Source organism: Staphylococcus sp. IVB6240 (assembly GCF_025558425.1).
Lineage (GTDB): Bacteria > Bacillota > Bacilli > Staphylococcales > Staphylococcaceae > Staphylococcus.
In genome coordinates this window covers 166208-182773 of the sequence record NZ_CP094718.1, presented here as the reverse complement: position 1 = coordinate 182773, position 16566 = coordinate 166208, and the positions used below count along the sequence as shown (strand labels likewise).

5 protein-coding genes are annotated in these 16566 nt (G+C 40.3%); 2 read left to right on the top strand and 3 right to left on the bottom strand.

Going from position 1 to position 16566, the window contains the following annotated elements:
* Window positions 1–74 precede the first annotated feature (74 nt).
* Together treP and MUA88_RS00805 are read right to left on the bottom strand one after the other, a co-directional pair.
* Window positions 75–1517: a PTS system trehalose-specific EIIBC component gene (gene treP / locus MUA88_RS00810; RefSeq protein WP_262605632.1), complete on the bottom strand. Its 1443-nt coding sequence runs from the start codon at window positions 1515–1517 to the stop codon at window positions 75–77.
* A 193-nt stretch (window positions 1518–1710) separates the two neighbouring features.
* On the bottom strand, window positions 1711–3315 hold the full coding sequence (locus MUA88_RS00805) for an L-lactate permease (protein WP_262605631.1): 1605 nt from the start codon (window positions 3313–3315) through the stop codon (window positions 1711–1713).
* Window positions 3316–3860: 545 nt separating this feature from the next.
* Between MUA88_RS00805 and lqo the strand changes: the two genes are divergently transcribed.
* Entirely contained in the window at window positions 3861–5351 is a 1491-nt protein-coding gene (gene lqo / locus MUA88_RS00800; RefSeq protein WP_262605630.1) for an L-lactate dehydrogenase (quinone), read from the top strand.
* A gap of 17 nt (window positions 5352–5368) precedes the next feature.
* Window positions 5369–5470, top strand: coding sequence for an SE2200 family small protein (locus MUA88_RS00795; RefSeq protein WP_262604289.1), 102 nt, complete (start codon window positions 5369–5371; stop codon window positions 5468–5470).
* A 120-nt stretch (window positions 5471–5590) separates the two neighbouring features.
* Here the strand turns inward: MUA88_RS00795 and MUA88_RS00790 are convergent, their stop codons facing one another.
* On the bottom strand, window positions 5591–16243 hold the full coding sequence (locus MUA88_RS00790; RefSeq protein WP_262605629.1) for a GA-like domain-containing protein: 10653 nt from the start codon (window positions 16241–16243) through the stop codon (window positions 5591–5593).
* Window positions 16244–16566: the final 323 nt, after the last annotated feature.

Below are 16566 nucleotides of genomic sequence, written 5' to 3'. Positions count from 1 at the left end.
TATTGATACTGTAAAAACAATAGGAAGTAGAAAAGTGTTCATCCTCTTCTACTCCCCCTATCTTATTCATTCACTTAAATTTCTTCAGACTTATCGACCATCTTTTTCGTCTTCTCTCGACTGAACTTAGAAAAGATCACTGTTAAGATAGCTGGCACGATCATCGAAATAATTGTTGCAATCGCAAAGATACCCCAGAATTCACGATTGATCGAGATAATCGCTGGTACACCGCCAACACCGACTTTACCAAGTACGCCAGCTCCGCCAATCAATGCACCTGTCATCATCGTTGTAATGATACAGGCAAAGAATGGATATTTCAATGGCAAGTTAACACCAAACATCGCTGGTTCTGTTACACCTAAAAAACCTGATAAACTTGAAGTTGCTGCCAAACCTTGTTCTTTTGCCATTTTACGCTTTTTGAAAATATACCAAGCACCTAACGCAGCTGAACCTTGCGCAATATTAGATTGTGCTAAGATCGGCCATAAATATGTTCCTTGTAACTCACTACCCATTAATTGGAAGTCCACTGCTAAGAACATATGATGTAATCCTGTAATTACTAATGGTGCATAGAAAAGACCGTAAATCGCTCCGCCGAGCCAACCGGCACTTTCAAATAATGTTGTGATGGCAACAGTAATTCCTTTACCAATCCATAAAGCAGCTGGTCCAATGACTAAGAATGCCAAGAACCCAGTCACTAAAAGAGCTACCGGCGCTACAACCAATAATTTGATTGAATCAGGTGTAATTTTGTTCATACCTTTTTCAATTTGAGCAAGGACGTAAGCAGCAATTAATACTGGCAATACTTGACCTTGATAGTTCAATTGTTCAATCGCAAGACCCAAAATATGCCACTTTGGAATTTCGTCTGCTGTTCCGATTTCATATTGTGATAACAGTTGTGGATGCATTAAGACAAGGCCTAATACAATCCCCAATACTGGACTACCACCAAATACACGCATCGCACTCCAACCCACTAAAGCAGGTAAGAAGATAAATGCTGTTGTCGCAATCACGTTAATGATGTTCGCAACATCTGCAATTTCTGGAAAACGTTCAACAATCGATGGCGCACCTTTTGTCCAATTCATTGTTAGTACGTTATTAATCCCCAATAACAGACCTGCTGTAACGATTGCTGGCAAAATAGGAATGAAGACATCACCTAGCAACTTAATTAAACGCTGTAACGGATTCCCTTTCTTCGCAGCTTGTGCTTTTGCTTCATCTTTAGATACCGCTTCAGCACCTGTTTCACTGACAAAGACTTTATATACCTCATCCACTGTACCTGGACCAATCACAATTTGATACTGATTATCCGCCTTGAATTGTCCTTTGACCAATGCATTATCACTCAATCTCTCTTTATCCACTTGACCATCATCATGTAAGACCAATCTGAGACGCGTCACACAATGCGTCACAGATTGTACATTTTCTGCACCACCAACAGCTTCGATAATATCCTGTACATCCGTTCGCTTAACTGCCATGTCATACACTCCTTCTCTTTCTAACTTGTATAGACAAATTATAACTTGTATGTACAAGTTTTGCAAAGGCTTTCATAAATATTAAAAAAAGTGCCAGGATTGGGACAACTTTCTGCTTTAAGGAATATCTTTTATTGATTTCCTAAGCATAAATTGGTATGTCTCAACCCCGACACTTTATCACTTATTTAATTTAGAAGAAAAGCGTTGCCATAATCAATGTACTAATACCCACTAAGATACAGTACAACATTGCTGGTCCGAGTGTCTTACTAATAACGCTACCTTCTTTACCCGGCATATTCACGACAGCACATACTGCGACTACGTTATGCACACAGATCATATTCCCTGCTGCAGCACCAATGACTTGTGCGCCAAGTACTGTATACACATCTGCGCCAATTGCTTGTGCGATATTCGCTTGAATTGGTGAGAAAGTTAATGTCGATACAGTCGCACTACCTGTAATGAACGAACCAAGCGCACCTAAGAATGGTGCAATGACAAGCCATACATCACCAAATGCATGTGCCATACCATCGGCGATAAATTCAGGCATACTCATTAATTCATTGGCATTTAATCCAGAGTTGCTGAATACGTGTACCATTGCTAATGTTGCAATCAATGTAATTGTAGTAATACGAATTGTTTTAATGGAATCACGACAAGCTTTTGTAAAGTTTCTCATTGATTTGCGTTGGATAAGTACAGCTAAGAATGCAGATAACAATAAAATCGTACCCGGCGAATACAGTAATTCCCAACTAGAAGAAATACTTTCATATCCTAAAATCTCATTCCATGAAAGATTGAAAACAGATGTTGTAAAGTCTTTAACCGGTGCAACGACACGTGTTAATAATAGAAGTACTACAACGATAAGGTAAGGAGACCATGCAGATAACAAGCTCATCTCATGTTTTCCTGTCACAGTTGTTACTTCATATCCATCTTCAAGTGCATCTTGCCAAATTGTTTTAGGTATTAAGATACCTTTTCTCGCAGTAAATACTGCCACAACAAGTACTGTTAATGGTGTTAAAATCGATACAAATTCTGGACCTGTTAGCATCGCATAAATCCATGCCATTACGACATAAACAATACCAATAAGTAATGTCCAAGGCACAATTTCTAACACTGACTTCAATCGATTACCTTTTCCGAAGAAGATTACCATTGTTGCGACAATCACAAGTGGAATAAATACACCACTTAATAAATCAATTGCTGTGACGCGTAATGCTGTCATGCTGAACAATGCTTCATCCGCATCTTTTAATGTACTAAGTCCTACTAAAATCGGTGTTCCGACTGCACCGAATGATACTGACACACTATCCGCAATCAGCGCTGTCACAACACTCGTCAATGGTTTGAACCCAAGTGCAACCATTAGTGGCGCTGTTACCATTGCAGGTGTCCCAAATCCTGACGCACCTTCAATTAGCGAACCGAATAGAAACGCTACAATAATGACTTGTACACGCATATCATGTGATACATTTTGGAACCCCGCATTGATACGTGCAACCGCATTTGTTTCGCGCAACGTGTTAAGTAACGCTAAAGCACCGAATAAAATCAAAATAATCGTTAATGTTTTATGTACACCTTGTAAGAATGACGCAGCGATCACACCGCCATCAATTCCCCAAACAAAGTAACCTAAAATTGTGACAACGACTGCGCTAATCGTCATCCCAACGAGTGCTGACATACGTAGCACTACTAAACATGTAAATGGAACGATTACTGCACTTAACGCTACAAGCATTAATAAGGCATTCATCTAAATTCCCCCAATAACTGAATGAATCGTCATAGTCATCTGATGACCTTATGACTGGTTTAATCAAATTGTAAGCGTTTTTTTATATTAATTCAATCTTAAACTTATCAACTTTGTATACATTTTACTTTTAAAAATGAATACATATTTAAATACTTATATTTTCACCAAACCTCATAGTATTCAATCTCTTGATACTACTGACTTTTCAGTTGTTTTCACCTTGTCAATAATGCAGACGATTTTGTCACTTTTTGTACGTATTTTAAAAGAAATGATTTTGATTGATGTCACTGATGCCCCTTCATCTTAAAAATCTGATTTAACACTCAAAGGCACAAATGTGTCCATAGGTGTCTTGAGTTCCTTTTTTAATCTTTTTCATCCATTTGAAAACGGGGACATCCGTGTTTTTTGAAAGTTATATAATATTTTTTAATATCAATAAGCATATGGCATTTAAAATGGAAAAAGTCTGTTATATAATAAGTCATAACAAGGTAAAACCATGCCTTGCTCTTAAGCCAAACAGAAAGGTGATCTTTATGACAAGCAAACACAGCAAAGATATTATTATTATTGGAGCAGGTGTACTAAGCACAACGTTCGGTTCAATGATCAAAGACCTTGAGCCCGACTGGAATATTAAGCTTTACGAGCGATTAGATCAGCCAGGTGAAGAAAGTTCAAACGAGAACCATAACGCAGGTACTGGACATGCTGCACTTTGCGAGCTTAACTACACAGTACAACAACCTGATGGCTCTATTGATATCGAAAAAGCGAAAAGTATCAATGAAGAGTTCGAGATTTCAAAACAATTCTGGAGTTATCTTGTAAAAAGTAAAAACATCGATACTCCAAGAGACTTCATCAACCCACTTCCACACATTTCATTCGTACGTGGTGTAAACAACGTGAAGTTCTTAAAAGCACGTTACGAAGCGATGAAACAATTCCCTATGTTCGATAACATCGAATATACAGAAGACATCGAAGTAATGAGAAAATGGATGCCATTAATGATGAAAGGTCGTAGCGCAAGTGACGTTATGGCAGCAAGTAAAATTGATGAAGGTACAGACGTAAACTTCGGTGAGTTAACACGTAAAATGGCACGCAGCATCGAAAAACACCCGAATGCAGCAGTTCATTATAACCACGAAGTAACAAACTTCCACCGCCGTGAAGATGGCAAATGGGAAGTAAAAGTCCGCAACCGTAAAACTGGTAACGTTCAAACTGAAATTGCAGACGTTATCTTTATCGGTGCTGGTGGCGGTGCGATTCCGTTATTACAAAAAACAGGTATCCCTGAAAGTAAAAACTTAGGTGGATTCCCTATTACAGGTCAATTCTTAGCATGTACAAACCCATCTGTTATTGAAGAACATGGGGTGAAAGTTTACGGTAAAGAACCACCTGGTACACCTCCAATGACAGTACCTCACTTAGATACACGTTACATCGATGGTAAGAAAACAATCTTATTCGGACCATTCGCAAGCGTTGGACCTAAATTCTTGAAAAATGGTTCAAACTTAGACTTATTCAAGTCAGTTAAACCATACAATATCACAACGTTGTTAGCGTCTGCTGCGAAAAACTTACCATTATTAAAATACTCTTTTGATCAAATCTTAATGACAAAAGAAGGTTGCATGAACCACTTACGTACATTCGTTCCTGAAGCACGTGACGAAGACTGGGAGTTATATACTGCTGGTAAACGTGTTCAAGTTATCAAAGATACAGAAGAATACGGTAAAGGCTTCATCCAATTTGGTACAGAAGTTGTAAACTCTGAAGATCATACTGTCATTGCATTACTTGGCGAATCACCAGGGGCATCTACTTCAGTATCAGTTGCTTTAGAAGTAATCGAACGCAACTTCCCTGAAGAATTATCAGCTTGGAAAGCCAAAATCCAAAAAATGATTCCTTCTTATGGCAAATCATTAATCGATGATGAAGCATTAATGCGCAAAACACGTGAACAAACTTCTAAAGACTTAGAATTGAACTATTACGAATAAAAGGAGTGCGCACCGATATGAAAAAATTAATTGTTGTGTCAATTATTCTTGGTGTAGCAACAGCTGCATTAAAACGTTATCAAACACATGTTAACAAAATGCCAAATATCGAATACTAATCTATAAATGATAACCCCCTCTCTTTAGGATGTCATGTCCCAAAGAGAGGGGGTTTTGTTTGTCTTGGTAAGAAAAAAGCAACAGACCATTTAAGGTTCTGCTGCTCCTTTCATTAATGCCTATTTACTTTCTTTTTCATCTTTACGTCTTCTGAAGAACAATAGTCCACCTAAAGCAGTGATCAATCCACCAAATAACGTGATTGGTTGTTGTGAATCTTGTCCTGTTTCTGGTAATTCATGAAGTGTTTGTTTTTTACCTTCTGAATCTTTGTGAGACGGTGCTTCTTCCTTAATTGTCTCTCCATCTACAGGGATTGAATCATTGCCTTTTTCTGTCGGTTTCGTTGGTGATACGCCAGGTTTTTCTTGTTGACCTTCAGTATTCGTGTCCTTATCAGATTGGTCGCCATCATTCTTGTCGGTAACTTCTGGAACTACGATACCTGTCAATTTATCAAGTTCTTCTGGTAAATCACCTTTTTGATCCTCTGGTAACGCATCGACTTTAGCTGTCGCTTCCGCTTTCTTCGCTGCTGCCTCTTCTTGTAGACGTTCTAATTCTGCCTTTTCATCCGGTGTAATGATACCATCTGCTTGTGCTTTGGCTAATGCATCTTTTGCCGCTTGATCTGCTTGTTTCGCGGCTTCTACTGCATTTTCCGCATCTGCTCGTTGGGCATCTGTTGTATCGGCTACTCCATTTTCATCAGAATCATTTACTTCTGGAATTATAATACCGTCTAACTTATCTAATTCTGATGGTAAGTCGCCTTTTTGATCTTCTGGTAAAGCATCGACTTTTGCTGTTGCTTCAGCCTTCTTATCAGCTGCAGCTTCTTGTAGTTTTTCTAATTCTGCTTTTTCCGTTGGCGTGATTAATCCATCTTTATTTACCTCTGCTAATGCATCTTTTGCCGCTTGATCTGCTTTCTTCGCTGCTTCTACTGCTTTTTCCGCATCTACTCGTTGCGCGTCTGTACCATCGGCAATTCCATTTTCGTCTGCATCATTTACTTCTGGAACTGTAATTCCATCTAGTTTTTCTAACTCTGATGGTAAATCACCTTTCTGATTTTCTAGTAATGCTTCAACTTTTGCTGTTGCTTCCACTTTTTTATCAATAGCGGCTTGTTGCAGTTTTTCTAGCTCGGCTTTTTCTGTCGGTGTGATTAAACCATCTTCTTTCGCTTTAGCTAATGCATCTTTTGCGGCTTGATCCGCTGCCTTAGCTGCTTCCACTGCTTTTTCCGCATCTGTACGTTGAGCATCTGTATCGTCAGCTACTCCATTTTCGTCAGAATCATTTACTTCTGGAACCGTGATGCCGTCTAGCTTATCTAATTCAGCCGGTAAGTCACCTTTTTGACCTTCTGGTAAGGCTTCAACCTTAGCTTCTGCTTCCGCTTTCTTCTCTGCTGCGGCTTGTTGTAATTTTTCTAACTCTGCTTTTTCAGTTGGCGTGATTAATCCATCTTCATTTGCCTTAGCCAATGCGGATTTCGCGGCTTGATCAGCTTGTTTTGCCTCTTCCACTGCTTTTTCTGCATCTACTCGTTGAGCATCTGTATCGTCAGCTACTCCATTTTCGTCAGAATCATTTACTTCTGGAATTATAATTCCGTCTAACTTATCTAACTCTGATGGTAAGTCGCCTTTTTGATCTTCTGGTAAGGGTTCAACCTTAGCTTCTGCTTCAGCCTTCTTATCAGCTGCAGCTTGTTGCAGTTTTTCTAGCTCGGCTTTTTCTGTTGGTGTAATTAAGCCATCTTCGTTTGCCTCTGTTAATGCATCTTTCGCGGCTTTATCCGCTGCTTTTGCATCTGCGACTGCTGCCTCTGCTTCTGCTCGTTGAGCATCTGTTGTATCAGCTACGCCGTTTTCATCTTCGTCAGTTACTTCTGGAACTATGATTCCTTCTAGTTTGTCTAACTCTGATGGTAACTCGCCTTTTTGATCCTCTGGTAATGCTTCGACTTTTTCTGTGGCTTCAGCCTTCTTCTCTGCTGCATCTTGTTGGAGTTTTTCTAGCTCAGCTTTTTCTGTTGGTGTAATTAAGCCATCTTCATTCGCTTCAGTCAATGCATCTTTTGCCGCTTTATCCGCTGCCTTAGCTGCTTCTACTGCTGTCTCTGCTTCTGCTCGTTGAGCATCTACATCATCAGCTACGCCATTTTCATCTTCGTCAGTTACTTCTGGAACTGTGATTCCTTCTAGTTTGTCTAACTCTGATGGCAACTCGCCTTTTTGGTCTTCTGGCAATGCTTCAACCTTAGCTGCGGCTTCAGCCTTCTTATCAGCTGCAGCTTGTTGGAGTTTTTCTAGCTCGGCTTTTTCTGTTGGTGTGATTAATCCATCTTCATTCGCCTTAGCTAATCCATCTTTTGCCGCTTGATCTGCTTGTTTCGCCTCTTCCACAGCTTTTTCCGCATCTGTACGTTGAGCATCTGTCGTATCGGCTACTCCGTTTTCATCTTCGTCAGTTACTTCTGGAACTGTGATTCCTTCTAGTTTGTCTAACTCTGATGGTAAGTCACCTTTTTGGTCTTCTGGTAATGCTTCAACTTTAGCTGCGGCTTCAGCCTTCTTATCAGCTGCAGCTTGTTGGAGTTTTTCTAGCTCGGCTTTTTCTGTTGGCATGATTAAGCCATCTTCGTTCGCTTCAGTCAATGCATCTTTCGCGGCTTTATCCGCTGCTTTTGCATCTGCGACTGCTGCCTCTGCTTCTGCTCGTTGAGCGTCTACATCATCAGCTACACCATTTTCATCTTCGTCAGTTACTTCTGGAATTGTGATTCCTTCTAGTTTGTCTAACTCTGATGGTAACTCGCCTTTTTGATCTTCTGGTAATGCTTCAACTTTTTCTGTGGCTTCAGCTTTCTTCGCTACTGCCTCTTCTTGTAGACGTTCTAATTCCGCTTTTTCCGTTGGCGTGATTAAGCCATCTTCGTTCGCTTCAGTCAATGCATCTTTCGCGGCTTTGTCTGCTGCTTTTGCCTCTGCAACTGCAGCTTCAGCTGCTTCTCTTTGTTTGTCTACATCGTCGGCTACACCATTTCCATCTTCGTCATTTACCTCTGGAACTGTAATTCCATCTAGTTTGTCTAACTCAGTTGGTAATTCACCTTTTTGATCCTCTGGTAAATCATTAACTTTCTCTTCTGCTGCTGCTTTCTTCGCTGCTGCCTCTTCTTGTAGACGTTCTAATTCTTTTTTATCTGTTGGCGTGATTAAGCCATCTTCATTTGCCTTCGCTAATGCATCTTTTGCCGCTTTATCCGCTGCTTTTGCCTCTTCGACTGCAGCTTTGGCTGCTTCTCTTTGCTTGTCCACATCGTCAGCTACGCCATTTTCGTCTTCGTCAGTCACTTCTGGAACTGTAATTCCTTCTAGTTTGTCTAACTCAGTTGGCAAATCACCTTTTTGGTCTTCTGGTAATGCTTCGACTTTAGCTGTTGCTTCCGCTTTCTTATCTGCTGCGGCTTGTTGGAGTTTTTCTAGCTCGGCTTTTTCTGTTTGTGTGATTAAGCTATCTTCATTTGCCTTCGCTAATGCATCTTTTGCGGCTTTGTCTGCTGCTTTTGCCTCTGCAACTGCAGCTTCAGCTGCTTCTCTTTGTTTGTCTACATCGTCGGTTACACCATTTCCATCTTCGTCATTTACCTCTGGAACTGTAATTCCTTCTAGTTTGTCTAACTCTGTTGGTAATTCACCTTTTTGATCTTCTGGTAAATCATTAACTTTCTCTTCTGCTGCTGCTTTCTTCGCTGCTGCCTCTTCTTGTAGACGTTCTAATTCTTTTTTATCTGTTGGCGTGATTAAGCCATCTTCATTTGCCTTCGCTAATGCATCTTTTGCCGCTTTATCCGCTGCCTTAGCTGCTTCCACTGCTATCTCTGCTTCTGCTCGTTGAGCATCTGTTGTATCAGCTACGCCATTTTCATCTTCGTCAGTTACTTCTGGAATTGTGATTCCTTCTAGTTTGTCTAACTCTGATGGTAACTCGCCTTTTTGATCTTCTGGTAATGCTTCAACTTTTTCTGCGGCTTCAGCTTTCTTCGCTACTGCCTCTTCTTGTAGACGTTCTAATTCCGCTTTTTCCGTTGGCGTGATTAAGCCATCTTCGTTCGCTTCAGTCAATGCATCTTTCGCGGCTTTGTCTGTTGCTTTTGCCTCTGCAACTGCAGCTTCAGCTGCTTCTCTTTGTTTGTCCACATCGTCAGCTACACCATTTCCATCTTCGTCATTTACCTCTGGAACTGTAATTCCTTCTAGTTTGTCTAACTCAGTTGGTAATTCACCTTTTTGATCCTCTGGTAAATCATTAACTTTCTCTTCTGCTGCCGCTTTCTTTGCTGCTGCTTCTTCTTCTAGACGCTCTAATTCTTTTTTATCTGTTGGCGTGATTAAACCTTCTTTATTTATATCTTCTAACGCTTTTTTCGCTGCTTGATCTGCTGCCTTAGCTTCCTCTACAGCAGCTTTGGCTGCTTCTCTTTGTTTGTCTACATCATCGGCTACACCATTTCCATCTTCGTCATTTACCTCTGGAATTGTAATTCCATCTAATTTATCTAACTCTGTTAGTAACTCGCCTTTTTGATCCTCTGGTAAATCATTAACTTTCTCTTCTGCTGCTGCTTTCTTCGCTGCCGCTTCTTCTTGTAGACGTTCTAATTCTTTTTTATCTGTTGGCGTGATTAAACCTTCTTTATTTAAATTAGCTAATGCATCTTTCGCCGCTTTATCTGCTGCTTTTGCCTCTTCGACTGCAGCTTTGGCTGCTTCTCTTTGCTTGTCCACATCGTCAGCTACGCCATTTTCGTCTTCGTCAGTCACTTCTGGAACTGTAATTCCTTCTAGTTTGTCTAACTCAGTTGGCAAATCACCTTTTTGGTCTTCTGGTAATGCTTCGACTTTAGCTGTTGCTTCCGCTTTCTTATCTGCTGCGGCTTGTTGGAGTTTTTCTAGCTCGGCTTTTTCTGTTGGTGTGATTAAGCTATCTTCATTTGCCTTCGCTAATGCATCTTTTGCGGCTTTGTCTGCTGCTTTTGCCTCTGCAACTGCAGCTTCAGCTGCTTCTCTTTGTTTGTCTACATCGTCGGCTACACCATTTCCATCTTCGTCATTTACCTCTGGAACTGTAATTCCATCTAGTTTGTCTAACTCAGTTGGTAATTCACCTTTTTGATCCTCTGGTAAATCATTAACTTTCTCTTCTGCTGCTGCTTTCTTCGCTGCTGCCTCTTCTTGTAGACGTTCTAATTCTTTTTTATCTGTTGGCGTGATTAAGCCATCTTCATTTGCCTTCGCTAATGCATCTTTTGCCGCTTTATCCGCTGCTTTTGCCTCTTCGACTGCAGCTTCGGCTGCTTCTCTTTGCTTGTCCACATCGTCAGCTACGCCATTTTCGTCTTCGTCAGTCACTTCTGGAACTGTAATTCCTTCTAGTTTGTCTAACTCAGTTGGCAAATCACCTTTTTGGTCTTCTGGTAATGCTTCGACTTTAGCTGTTGCTTCCGCTTTCTTATCTGCTGCGGCTTGTTGGAGTTTTTCTAGCTCGGCTTTTTCTGTTGGTGTGATTAAGCTATCTTCATTTGCCTTCGCTAATGCATCTTTTGCGGCTTTGTCTGCTGCTTTTGCCTCTGCAACTGCAGCTTCAGCTGCTTCTCTTTGTTTGTCTACATCGTCGGCTACACCATTTCCATCTTCGTCATTTACCTCTGGAACTGTAATTCCATCTAGTTTGTCTAACTCAGTTGGTAATTCACCTTTTTGATCCTCTGGTAAATCATTAACTTTCTCTTCTGCTGCTGCTTTCTTCGCTGCTGCCTCTTCTTGTAGACGTTCTAATTCTTTTTTATCTGTTGGCGTGATTAAGCCATCTTCATTTGCCTTCGCTAATGCATCTTTTGCCGCTTTATCCGCTGCTTTTGCCTCTTCGACTGCAGCTTCGGCTGCTTCTCTTTGCTTGTCCACATCGTCAGCTACGCCATTTTCGTCTTCGTCAGTCACTTCTGGAACTGTAATTCCTTCTAGTTTGTCTAACTCAGTTGGCAAATCACCTTTTTGGTCTTCTGGTAATGCTTCGACTTTAGCTGTTGCTTCCGCTTTCTTATCTGCTGCGGCTTGTTGGAGTTTTTCTAGCTCGGCTTTTTCTGTTGGTGTGATTAAGCTATCTTCATTTGCCTTCGCTAATGCATCTTTTGCGGCTTTGTCTGCTGCTTTTGCCTCTGCAACTGCAGCTTCAGCTGCTTCTCTTTGTTTGTCTACATCGTCGGCTACACCATTTCCATCTTCGTCATTTACCTCTGGAACTGTAATTCCATCTAGTTTGTCTAACTCAGTTGGTAATTCACCTTTTTGATCCTCTGGTAAATCATTAACTTTCTCTTCTGCTGCTGCTTTCTTCGCTGCTGCCTCTTCTTGTAGACGTTCTAATTCTTTTTTATCTGTTGGCGTGATTAAGCCATCTTCATTTGCCTTCGCTAATGCATCTTTTGCCGCTTTATCCGCTGCCTTAGCTGCTTCCACTGCTGTCTCTGCTTCTGCTCGTTGAGCATCTGTTGTATCAGCTACGCCATTTTCATCTTCGTCAGTTACTTCTGGAATTGTGATTCCTTCTAGTTTGTCTAACTCTGATGGTAACTCGCCTTTTTGATCTTCTGGTAATACTTCAACTTTTTCTGCGGCTTCAGCTTTCTTCGCTACTGCCTCTTCTTGTAGACGTTCTAATTGCGCTTTTTCCGTTGGCGTGATTAAGCCATCTTCGTTCGCTTCAGTCAATGCATCTTTCGTGGCTTTGTCTGCTGCTTTTGCCTCTGCAACTGCAGCTTCAGCTGCTTCTCTTTGTTTGTCTACATCGTCGGCTACACCATTTCCATCTTCGTCATTTACCTCTGGAACTGTAATTCCATCTAGTTTGTCTAACTCAGTTGGTAATTCACCTTTTTGATCCTCTGGTAAATCATTAACTTTCTCTTCTGCTGCTGCTTTCTTCGCTGTTGCCTCTTCTTGTAGACGTTCCAATTCTTCTTTCTCAGCTGGTGTGATTAAGTTATTTTCGTTTGCCTCAGCCAACGCATCTTTCGCTGCTTGATCTGCTGCTTTTGCCTCTTCGACTGCAGCTTTGGCTGCTTCTCTTTGTTTGTCTACATCGTCAGCTACGCCGTTTTCATCTTCGTCAGTCACTTCTGGAACTGTAATTCCTTCTAGTTTGTCTAACTCTGTTGGTAATTCACCTTTTTGATCTTCTGGTAAATCATTAACTTTCTCTTCTGCTGCTGCTTTCTTCGCTGCTGCCTCTTCTTGTAGACGTTCTAATTCTTTTTTATCTGTTGGCGTGATTAAGCCATCTTCATTTGCCTCAGCCAACGCATCTTTCGCTGCTTGATCCGCTGCTTTTGCCTCTTCGACTGCAGCTTCGGCTGCTTCTCTTTGCTTGTCCACATCGTCAGCTACGCCATTTTCGTCTTCGTCAGTCACTTCTGGAACTGTAATTCCATCTAGTTTGTCTAACTCAGTTGGAAAATCACATTTTTGGTCTTCTGGTAATGCTTCGACTTTAGCTGTTGCTTCCGCTTTCTTATCTGCTGCGGCTTGTTGGAGTTTTTCTAGCTCGGCTTTTTCTGTTGGTGTGATTAAGCTATCTTCATTTGCCTTCGCTAATGCATCTTTTGCGGCTTTGTCTGCTGCTTTTGCCTCTGTAACTGCAGCTTCAGCTGCTTCTCTTTGTTTGTCTACATCGTCGGCTACACCATTTCCATCTTCGTCAGTTACTTCTGGAACTGTGATTCCTTCTAGTTTGTCTAACTCTGATGGTAAGTCACCTTTTTGGTCTTCTGGTAAATCATTAACTTTCTCTTCTGCTGCTGCTTTCTTGTCCGCTGCAACTTGTTGGAGTTTTTCTAGCTCAGCTTTTTCCGTTGGCGTGATTAAGCTATTTTCATTTGCCTTATCCAATGCATCTTTCGCTGCTTGATCTGCTTCCTTCGCTGCTTCCACTGCTTTTTTCGCTTCATCCACTAGCGCATCCACATCATCAGCTACGTTATTCCCATCTTTATCATTAATCTTTGGAACTGTAATTCCATCTAGACTTGATAATTCACCAGTCATTGTATCTTTTTGCTCTTTTACTGATTGTGGTTCCTCTGGTAATTTTGCCACGGCTGCTTCTGCAGCAGCTTTTGCTTCTTCCGCCTTTTGAGCTAAGTCTTTTAACTTCGCTTCTTCTTCTGGCGTGATTAAGTTATTTCCATTCGCCTTAGCTAATTCTGTTTTCGCGGCTTGATCTGCATCCTTCGCGGCTTCTACAGCTTTTTTCGCGTCATCCACGAGCGTATCCACGTTATCAGCTACACCATTTTCATTTTCATCCGTTACAGCTGGTACATCAATACCTGTTAATCCTGCTAATGTGGTTGGCATATCACCTTGATACGCAGCTGGTAATTGGTTCACAATATTTGTAGCAGCTGTTTTCTTAGCTATAGCATTTTGTTGTGCTGCAGTTAATTTTTCTACTTCTGTCGGCGTAATTAAACCATTTTCGTTCACCTCAGCCAACGCTGCTTTCGCCGCTTCGTCTGCTTTCTTAGCTTCTTCTACTGCTGCCGCCGCTTCATCTATTCTACGGAATGCATCTTTAATATCATCTGAAACATTCATTACCGCAACAGTTTTATCTGTTGTAAGATTGTCCCAACTTTGTGCGCTGTTATCAAATGTATAAGTAAGTGGTACTTTTAATACTTCTTCATCTTTATCATAGTACTGTTGAAGTGCTTGCCATTTTGATGTGTTGTTCTCGATGTCTGCTAAAGTTAATCCATGACTTGCCGTAATTGGTAAATCATAAATTTTGTTATAGTACGTTGCATTTTTCAATAAATTTAAATCTTTATTACCATTCTTACCAGGTACAATAGTTAAGTTATTGTCCGTACTTGCACTCTTATCTGCTGTGAATAATGATGTTGTATTTTCTTTTAATGTTAACTTAACGCCTTCTGGTGCTTGAACACCTAACGTAACATTTGTCGGTAATGTATTGGTTTTTCTCACATCACGCGCAGGAACGGTTTGATGTATCACAAATTGATCATCTTGCCCTGTTGTTGTTGAAACATCTTCCACATGATATGGCGGTACTTGTAATAGTAAAAGACCATCCGGATGGAATGCAGGACCACTAGCCCCCGAACCTGTGATTGTATAGTTAAGTTGACTTTGATTTTCAAATGTCACTGTCACACGTTTATTGTTATCATAAGTGCCACCAAAATTACCAGACCCTGACGTTAAGGTTACTTTATCCTCAGTTAACTCCATTAAAGCAGATGATTGCTGTCTTGTTTCATTACTGACATAAAGTTTATCCACTTGATTACGTTCAAACGTAATCGATTTTCTTGAGTCTTTACTCTTAGTCGCACTGTAATCATCTAGGTCATAAACATTTAATAGACCACTAACTGATGTTTCTGCACCTTTAATACTATCAAGTTGTTGAAGCAATGCATCTTTAGTCGTTTGTGATAGTTGAACTGTATTATATAAGTTATCAAATTCACTTTGCTCTTTATGTTCGACAAACGTTAAGTCTACTTTTGCGCCTCCACCTTTTCTTGAAGCAAGAGAAAGATAGTCTCTACCTGACATAAAGAAATATCGCGTATTTGCTGCATCCCCGTCTTTTGATGGGATGATAGACACTTTCGCAATAGCATCTACAATATGGCCACCCGCGATTCCGACATTACTCAAATATACATAAGCTTCTGGTGCATTATTGCTTAACTCAACATATGTCCCACGATATGCCACTACGGTACCTGAACTATTTGTTGCGAGTTGCTTCTTCGTAATCGTTCCATTGGAATTTACTAAAAATGCATACGACTTACTTTTACCATCTACAAATTTTGGAGAAAAGTTAATATTACCTGGTGCAACAGCTATAGATGGATCATTTAACTTTTGAACCAAATCTCCTGGGTAATCAATGATTTTCCCTGTATAAGTATCTGCTGCGCGTGTTGTTGGAACACTACGGAAAGCAGAACGAAATGCTGTACCGCTTGTTGTTGCGTATGGTTTATTTTTCTCTAATTCTTCAGAAAGTGCCACTGCTGCATCATATCGAGTAGCTGGCACGTCTGGTGTTTCTACTGTCTCATTTGATTGAACAGTTTCACCCGCTGTCACCACTTCTTCTGTTGATGTCGCTTCATTCGCCTCTTGATAATGATCAGGTTGTTTTACTTCTGTTACTGTTTCTGATGCTTCTGCGATTTCTTGTTTAATCGCTTCTGCAGGTGATTTCTCTTCTTGTGTCTCAGATGCTGTTTCTGTTTCTTCTGTTGTTGTCTCTTTTTCTGTTTCAGTTTGCTTTTCAGTCGCTGTTTCTTCTGATACTTCTTGCGTAGTTTCTTCTTCTACTACATCTGTTGTTTCTGACTCATCAGTCGCTACTTCTTCTTGTTCTGATACGTCTGTTGCCTCAACTTCTGATGGTTCGGCTTGTACAGTTTCTTCATTAACTAGCGCTTCAGATACTTCTGTTGCTGCCTCTTCAGCGACGGCTGGCTCGCCTTCTCCAGTTTGTCCTTCAGAAACAGTATTTGCTTTTGTTTCTTCTGCTGCTTGAGCATCATTATTCACACCGAACAATAGTGTGGCACCAATAAGTAATGAAGCTGTGCCAAAGCTTACTTTTCTAATCGAATACTTGTTAAGACGATTAGATAAAAAATTGTTTTTGTTATTCATTTAAATAAAACCTCCAAAATAAACTTGCTTATATTTCTTTTTAAATCATTAATTGTGTCATCTTATGGATAAAGTTGCTGGGTAAAAGTTAAAAGTAGTTGTAAATACTAAAAATTGGATTAAAACGCAGTATTGTTCTAAATAAAAATCTTAGCTTTATCACACTAAAAAGAGTTATTTATGTCTTATAATTAGACGTTACAGTTCAACAATATAGATTTTTTTATTTTTTTGCAAATTTTAAAAGCCTTTCACGTTATTATAAAAAATAAAACTAAATACTCTAATCTCATTAATAATGATTGGCAACTTTTATACTGTTA